The sequence below is a fragment of the Anaerolineae bacterium genome, assembly GCA_014360855.1.
GTDB lineage: Bacteria > Chloroflexota > Anaerolineae > JACIWP01 > JACIWP01 > JACIWP01.
The window spans coordinates 1-7,429 of sequence record JACIWP010000163.1 but is presented as its reverse complement, the minus strand read 5'-3'; the positions used below and the strand labels follow the sequence as shown (position 1 = coordinate 7,429).

Below are 7,429 nucleotides of genomic sequence, written 5' to 3'. Positions count from 1 at the left end.
GGCCAGCGTGGGGGTCGGGGTGGGCGTGGGGGTGGGCACCCAGGTGCGCACCTCTATCTGATAGGTGATACTGCACCCGCCCACCGCCGGCGATTTCTGCTCCACGCGCAGGAAATATGTGCCGGTCTCCGGGCAGGTGAAATCCACGCGCGAGGCCGGCGGGTTCAGCGGGTCATCGTCGTTCTGGGCGAGGACCGCGCCGGCGCTGTCCAACAGAGTCAGGACCGTGTCGTTCCCCGCGCCGCCCAGGGCAAAGGTGCGGATGCGGAAGGTCTGGCCGGCAATGCCCACGAACTTCAGGTAGTCCACATCGCCGGGCTGATGGTGGTTATGCGTCTGGGGCTGGCCGCCGGCCTCGATCCATTTGGCCTGGAGCATGCTGTCGTCCGGCTCATAGGTGTCCGGGCACGGGGTGGGCGTGGCAGTGGATGTCGGCGTCGGCGTGGCGGTGCTGGTGGCCGTGCTGGTCGCCGTCGGGGTGGCGGTAGCGGTGGGCGGTATCCAGGCCCCGAACTCGATATAGTTGGTGGTGTTGGCCTGCACCGGGATGATGGCCATATTGGGGGTGGTCCAGGCGAAGCCAGGGACATCGTAGGCGCGCACGGTGTAATCGCCGGGGAGCAGGCCGGCGAAGACGAAGGAGCCGTCGCCGGCGGTCACCTGGGTGTCGAACTCGATGCCCAGGTAGCGGATGCCGATGGTGACGCCGGCGAGCGGCGGCTCGCCCTCCTGCCGCACCGCATCGCCGTTCTGGTCATTCCATACCAGCCCACGGATGATGCCGGTGGTGGGGGTTGCCGTAAAGGTGGGCGTGGGCGTCATCGTATCGGTCGGGGTCGGCGTGGCCGTCGGCGTGGCGGTATGGGTCGGCGTTGGTGTGGGGGTGAAGGTCGGCGTGTTGGTAGGAGTGGCCGTGGGTGTCGGAGTCGGCATCAGGTAGCCGACGCAGAGCTGGGGCCGCAGTCCGACGTTGGAGACCTCGGAGGACCAGAAGGTGTACATGGTGGTCTGGTCTTGGTAGCGATATCCCTTGATCACCACCCCGTGGTTTTCCGAGGGATATGTGACCCAATGGCGCACCATGTTCGTCAGGTCAAAGGTGGCCCAGACCCCCTCCCCGTCGAAGCCGGCCAGCTCGACCGCGCCGATGTCCGAGTAGTCCGCGCCGGGGGCTTGACAGCCGGGCGCCGACCAGAGGGTGGTGGAGGTGGCGTTGTACCAGGTGGCCTCATCCTCGTTCCAGTGCTTGGCGACGCGGTAGGCGCGCAGGGTGATGGGCTTATCCGGGGTGCGGTCCAGCACGAGTATCTTCATGGTGGCGGTGACGACGGTGATGTTCGCCGGCAGGTCGCCCAGCTCAAACCGCACCAGCGAGTTGACGATCTCCTGGGTCTTCACGTACATCTTGTTGGCCGAGCCATACGGAGTGCTGGGGTTGGCCAGGTCCAGGTAGGTATCCGTGGTCCCGGTATAGCCGGCGCTCCCCTGCTGGAGGCAGACAAAGGTCGGCATCGGAGAGGGCGTGGGCGTAGGGGTCGGGCCGGTTGGCGTCGGGCTGACCGTGGGAGTATGGGTGTGCGTCGCCGTTGCCGTGGGCGTCGGGGTGTGGGTGGGCGCCGGCGTAAAGGTCGGCGTCGGGCCGGTGGGGGTGGCGGTGGGCGAATTCGTATGGGTAGGGGTCGGTGTGGGAAGTGCAGTGCCGGTCAGGTTCAGCTCCGTGAAATCGGAGGAATGCCAGATGCCGGTCTGATCCGCGTCCACGCCGTCATCCCACGGGCCAATGCGAAAATGGACGGTGTCGCCTTCGGCCGCGCCCTCTTTGTTGGGAGTATCGGGGTCATCGCCGGTCACGGGCAGGGTGTACACGGAGACCTGCGGCGCCGGCGGGGCCGGCGTGAAGGTCGTAGTGGTGCCGCAGATGACGATGTCGCTCCCATCATACACATATGCGGTGATGAGCGTGCCGTCCGGGACGTTCTGGCCGCTGAGCTGTACCGTCCCATAGAAGGTATGCGCGGCAGGCGGTACGGCCAGGGAAGCGGGTGGGGTGTAAAGAAGGAGAAAGGCCAGGATGCCGGCAACAAGCAGGCCGGCGCATACGCCGAACCGTACCCAGCGGCCGCTTCCAGGATGGCGCGAATACAGTTGGTGCATAGGTAATAACCTCCTGGAGACTTTGTCAGCCGTGCGCCGACAAGTAATCCGAAAGTGTAGACGCCTGGCCGGCGGTTCAGATATGGCGCATGCGGCCCGATCATCGCACTAAGTGGGGGTTCACCAGGACATTTGCTCGAACACGTTCTCGATGTGCCGGCGGTTGACCTCGAATCCCACGAACACGTGCTCTCTCAAGACGATAATGGGGGTCGCGTACTGACCTGGCCCCAGGAGCGCCAGCAGTTCTTCCACCGCCTGCGGGTTAGTGATGTCCCGGACCTCAAAGGGGATACTTCGGTTGTTCAGGAAGCGCTTGGCATTGAAGCAGTCTGGGCAGTCGGGCTTGGTATAGAGGATGACCTTCTGCTTGTCTTGATCAGGTGGCGAATCCGATGGAATTTCGGCGGACATAGTTTCCTCCTGGCGAACCGCTTTGTAGCGTTATTGTACCTCGAAGCTGGCCTCGAACTGCAGGTCATCGCCGATATACAACTGCAGGGAATAGGCGCCGGCGTCAAACCCTCCCGGCGGCAGGAAATACACGTATGCGGTTCCGTAGCGCCCCCACTCCCATTGGAACTTGTCGGATGCCAGCTCCACCGAGCCTTTGCGCCATACTGCCCGCCATGGTGTGCCGTTCTCCATTTCCGCGAAGCGGAAAAAGGCATAGATCGGCCGTTCCAGCGGGAGGGGGAAGACTTGCCCCGGCATAAGGGGTTCGTTGGATGCGGATACGCCCTGCGCAAAGGTGATGAAGGTAAAGCTGGCACCAGGAGAGCGAGTCACTGGACGGGTGGTGGGGGTCGGGGTCACCGGAGGCGTCGGGGTGGGAGAAGGCACCCGGGTGTGCGTGGGAGTGGGAGGGGGTTGGGTGCCGGCCTCACCGCCGGGCGTCGGCGTGGGCAGGACCGCCGGCGTCACCGCGGGCCGGGCCGGCGCTTCCGTCGGATGCCTCAGGTATTGTATGGTCAGCCAGCCGGTGATTCCCATGCCAATGACCAGCAGGACCGTGAGCAGGAGCAGCCGGCGAGCGCGCTTGGCCGCTTCATAGCGCAGGAGGAAAAAAGGGGCGTGCTTCGCCTCTCGCCACTGCACCGCCAGGGCCACGACGCTGATTGCTGTCATCACAGCCAGCAGGATCAGCGCACCCGTGGGGAAGAAACGGAACGGGGCGGACATCTACCTTTCTCCTTACCATCCGGATACCCGACAGAGCCGAAACGTCTAACCTATTATACCACAGGCCTGCCCGAACTGCACGATTGGGTGTCTCTGTTTGGTGACAGTCACCGGACTGCGTGTCCCACGCCCTCGAATCGGGCCATTTGACAGCCGGCGTCCGCCGATTTATAATATGCGTTGACAACCGCACATGCCAAAGACGATGACCAGGAAGAGTACGCCGCGCACCGGGACCCAGAGAGTCGGGGAAAGGTGCGAGCCCGATGTCCACGACGCGGCGGAATGGGCCTGCGAGTCGTGCGCCGAAAGGGCGGTAACGCCCGAGTAGTCCGCACCGGAGACGCTACCGTTATCAGAGCGCGGGATATCAGGCTCCCATCCATGGGCCGATGGCGAGTCCTCGTATCCGCTGAGAGAGGTTGGCCGGCCGATGAAAACCCGTCTCTCGACGGGTTTTTTGTTTCCAGCCATACGCCGGCCGCCTAATTCGGGTGGCACCGCGGGGTGGTCGCAAACCCCTCGTCCCGTCATACGTCCAGCACTCGCTGGGCGTCCGACCGGACGAGGGGTTTTTGATTATATGCCTGTAGCCAAGGAGGTGAAGGATGATTACCAGCATCACGCATGCACGGCGGGTTCTCAGCCCAGTGGTGCGGGAACTGCCGGCGGATGTCGAGACGCCGGTCTCGGTATACCTGAAACTGCGCGGGCTGGGCCCCTCCTTCCTGCTGGAAAGCGTGGAAGGGGGAGAACACCTGGCGCGCTATTCCATTATCGGTTCTCACCCGCGCGGCACCATCAAGGCCTGGCGCGACAGAGTGATCATCGAAGAAGAGGGGCGCTGGACGGAACTGCCGCTGGCCGGCCGCGATGTGCTGGATGTCCTGCGCGAACATCTGCCGACCTATGCCGGCACCCCCATCCCGGACCTGCCGCGCTTCACTGGCGGAGCGGTGGGCTACATGAGCTATGACCTGGTGCGCTCCTTCGAACGCCTGCCCAGCATCAAGCCGGATACCCTGGGCCTGCCCGAGGCCTTCTTCCTATTGTGTGACCGGCTGGTGGTTTATGACCACGTCAAGCAGAGGCTGTTGGTCATCGCCCATGCTTCCGGCGAGGAAGCGGAGGGCCGGGGGCGCGAGGAAGCGGAGGCGGCGGTGGAGGAGCTGGTGGCGCGCCTGCGCCGGCCCCTGCCGAACGGCTCGGGAGTGCCGGCGCCGCCGGCGGATGCCCTGGAGCCGCCCTTCGAGACCGCCTTCCCGCGCCCCGCCTTTGAGGAAGCGGTGAAGCGCGCCAAGGAGTATATCCGCGCCGGCGATATCTTCCAGGTGGTGCTGTCCCGCCGCATTCATCGGCTGACCAGTGCCCAACCGTTCGACATCTACCGCGCCCTGCGGCGCATCAACCCATCGCCGTACATGTTCTACCTGGAGCTGCCGGACGGCCTGCGCCTTATCGGCTCATCGCCGGAGGTGTTAGTACGGGTGGATCAGGGGATGGTGGAGACGCGGCCGCTGGCCGGCACACGGCCCCGCGGCGCCACGCCGGCGGAGGACCTGGCGCTGGAACAGGAACTGCTGGCGGACGTCAAGGAACGCGCGGAGCATGTTATGCTGGTGGACCTGGCGCGCAATGACCTGGGGCGTGTGTGCCGCTACGGCACGGTGACCACTCCCACCATGATGGAGGTGGAGCGCTATTCCCATGTCATGCACATCGTCTCCCATGTGCAGGGACAGTTGGACCCCGCCTGCGACGCCTATGACGTACTGCGCGCCTGTTTCCCCGCCGGCACGGTGTCCGGCGCGCCCAAAGTGCGCGCGATGGAGATCATCGAGGAACTGGAGCCGGAACAGCGCGGGCCTTATGCCGGCGCGGTGGGCTACTTCGGCTTCTCGGGCAATATGGACACCTGCATCACCATCCGCACATTCGTGATGAAGGGACAGCGGGTGTACCTGCAGGCCGGCGCCGGCATCGTCGCCGATTCGGAGCCGGCGCGGGAATATGAGGAGACGGAGAACAAACTGCGGGCCCTTGCGCGTGCCCTGAATGCCGCCGAACAGGGGCCCATGAAGTAAGGGAGGTGGAACATGATCGCGGTAATCGATAACTACGACTCATTCACGTACAATATCGTCCAGTACCTGGGCGAATTGGGGGCAGAGGTGCGGGTGTTCCGCAATGACCAGGTGACCTTACAGGAGCTGGAGCAGTTGGCGCCCAGCCACCTGGTGATTTCACCAGGGCCCGGCCGGCCGGAGAACGATGCCGGCATCTCCAACGACGCCATCCGCCGCTTTCACGGCCATATTCCTGTCCTGGGGGTGTGTCTGGGACATCAGTGCATCGCCCATGTCTTTGGGGGAAAGGTGGGGCCGGCGCCCCGCCTGATGCACGGCAAGGTTTCCCGCATCATCCATTACGGCGGCCCGCTGTTCGCCGGCGTGCCCACCAGCTTCGAGGCCACGCGCTACCATTCCCTCATCGTCGAGGAACCCCTGCCAAGAGAACTGCGCGTCACCGCCCGCTCCGAAGAAGGGGAGATCATGGCCATCCAGCATGTGGAAGGGCCGACTTTCGGCGTACAGTTTCATCCCGAATCCATCCTTACGCCGGCCGGCAAGCGCATCCTGCGCAATTTCCTCCGGCTGTCCGACGTGGTGGAAGAGCAGAGCGCGGCCGTGTCCATCAGCATGCCGGCGGCCATCGAGCGGGTACTGCGCGGCGAGCATCTCAGCGGTGAGGAAGCGGAGCAGGTGATGGGCATCATCATGGCCGGCCAGGCCACGCCGGCGCAGATCGGTGCCTTCCTGGCGGCTCTGCGCGCCAAGGGGGAGACCATCAGCGAGATCGCCGGCTTTGCCCGCGCCATGCGCGGCTATGCGGCGCGCGTCCAGCCCCAGCGCCGGCCGCTCATCGACACCTGCGGCACCGGCGGCGATGGCGCGGATACCTTCAATATTTCCACCACGGCGGCATTCGTGGTCGCCGGCGCCGGCGTGGCAGTCGCCAAACACGGCAACCGCTCCGTGTCCAGCCGTTGCGGCAGTGCCGATGTGCTGAAGGCCCTGGGCGTGAACCTGGAGCTGAGTCCGGAGGAGGTGGCGCGCTGTATTGACGAGGTCGGGTTTGGGTTCCTGTTCGCGCCCCTTTTGCATCCGGCCATGAAGCACGCCATTGGGCCGCGTCGTGAAATGGGAGTGCGCACCGTGTTCAACATCCTCGGCCCGCTGACCAATCCCGCCGGCGCGTCCCTGCAGATTATCGGGGTCTACGCCCCGGAGCTGGTGGAAGTGATCGCCCATGTCCTGCGGGAGCTGGGCGCCAGCGCGGCCTACGTGGTGCATAACTCGCAGGGCATGGATGAGTTGTGCACCGCCGGCATCAACTTCATCGCCTGCCTGCGCGGTGGGGTGGTGCGCACGTATGAGCTGGCCGGCGAGGCGCTGGGGCTGACGCCGGCGCCGCTGGAGGCCCTGCGCGGCGGCGATCCGGAGGAAAATGCCCGCATCACCCGCGCTGTCCTGGCCGGCGAGCGCGGGCCGCGCCGCGATGTGGTCCTGCTGAATGCCGGCGCCGCTCTGCACGTGGCCGGCGCGGCGCGGGACCTCAAAGAGGGCATTGCCATGGCCGCCGAGTCCATTGATGCGGGGCGCGCCGCCAGGGTGCTGGAGGAGCTGGTGCGCTTTACCGGAGGAGCGCGATGATCCTGGAGCGGATTTTGGAGGATACCCGTCGGGAACTGCGCCGGCGCCAGGAATATGCTCCCATCGAAACGCTGGAGGAAAGACTGTCGGGGGCGCCGCCGGCCCGCGATCTTTCCCGGGCACTGCGGGGCCCGGGGGTGCAGATCATCGCCGAAATCAAGCGCGCCTCTCCTTCCCGCGGCGCGCTCAACATGGACCTCCAGCCGGCGGAGCTGGCCGCGGCGTACGCCCACGCCGGCGCCGCCGCCATCTCGGTGCTGACCGAGCCGCATCATTTTCATGGCGCGCTGGAAGACCTACAGCGGGTGTGCCTGGCCCTGGACAGTGCCGGCCTGGCTGTCCCCATCCTGCGCAAAGACTTCATCATTGACACCTATCAG

At 65.4% G+C, this 7,429-nt stretch carries 6 protein-coding genes; 3 read left to right on the top strand and 3 right to left on the bottom strand.

From position 1 onward, the window contains the following. From H5T60_09630 to H5T60_09620, 3 genes are all read right to left on the bottom strand, one after another. The coding region (locus H5T60_09630; GenBank protein ID MBC7242691.1) for a DNRLRE domain-containing protein at window positions 1-2,154 on the bottom strand (2,154 nt) is incomplete at its 3' end. Between the two features lie 120 nt (window positions 2,155-2,274). After that, window positions 2,275-2,568 carry a glutaredoxin family protein gene (locus H5T60_09625; GenBank protein ID MBC7242690.1) on the bottom strand — a complete coding sequence of 98 codons (294 nt, stop codon included), beginning with the start codon at window positions 2,566-2,568 and terminating at the stop codon, window positions 2,275-2,277. A 30-nt stretch (window positions 2,569-2,598) separates the two neighbouring features. Then, window positions 2,599-3,336, bottom strand: coding sequence for a hypothetical protein (locus H5T60_09620; protein MBC7242689.1), 738 nt, complete (start codon window positions 3,334-3,336; stop codon window positions 2,599-2,601). A 608-nt stretch (window positions 3,337-3,944) separates the two neighbouring features. Here H5T60_09620 and trpE point away from each other — a divergent pair. The 3 genes from trpE to H5T60_09605 all read left to right on the top strand — a co-directional run. Next, window positions 3,945-5,420, top strand: coding sequence for an anthranilate synthase component I (trpE, locus tag H5T60_09615; protein MBC7242688.1), 1,476 nt, complete (start codon window positions 3,945-3,947; stop codon window positions 5,418-5,420). A gap of 12 nt (window positions 5,421-5,432) precedes the next feature. Further along, the gene (locus tag H5T60_09610; GenBank protein MBC7242687.1) at window positions 5,433-7,049 is read left to right on the top strand and encodes a bifunctional anthranilate synthase component II/anthranilate phosphoribosyltransferase; all 1,617 of its coding nucleotides are present in this window, start codon (window positions 5,433-5,435) and stop codon (window positions 7,047-7,049) included. Continuing rightward, window positions 7,046-7,429, top strand: a 384-nt coding sequence (locus H5T60_09605; protein ID MBC7242686.1) for an indole-3-glycerol-phosphate synthase TrpC, incomplete at its 3' end; no start/stop codon positions are given. The genes H5T60_09610 and H5T60_09605, both read left to right, overlap by 4 nt.

What these genes read in the sequence shown, in the direction of transcription:
- H5T60_09625 (MBC7242690.1), bottom strand. Translation starts at nt 2,568, where the DNA reads ATGTCCGCCGAAATTCCATCGGATTCGCCACCTGATCAAGACAAGCAG.
- H5T60_09620 (MBC7242689.1), bottom strand. Translation starts at nt 3,336, where the DNA reads ATGTCCGCCCCGTTCCGTTTCTTCCCCACGGGTGCGCTGATCCTGCTG.
- trpE (MBC7242688.1), top strand. Translation starts at nt 3,945, where the DNA reads ATGATTACCAGCATCACGCATGCACGGCGGGTTCTCAGCCCAGTGGTG.
- H5T60_09610 (MBC7242687.1), top strand. Translation starts at nt 5,433, where the DNA reads ATGATCGCGGTAATCGATAACTACGACTCATTCACGTACAATATCGTC.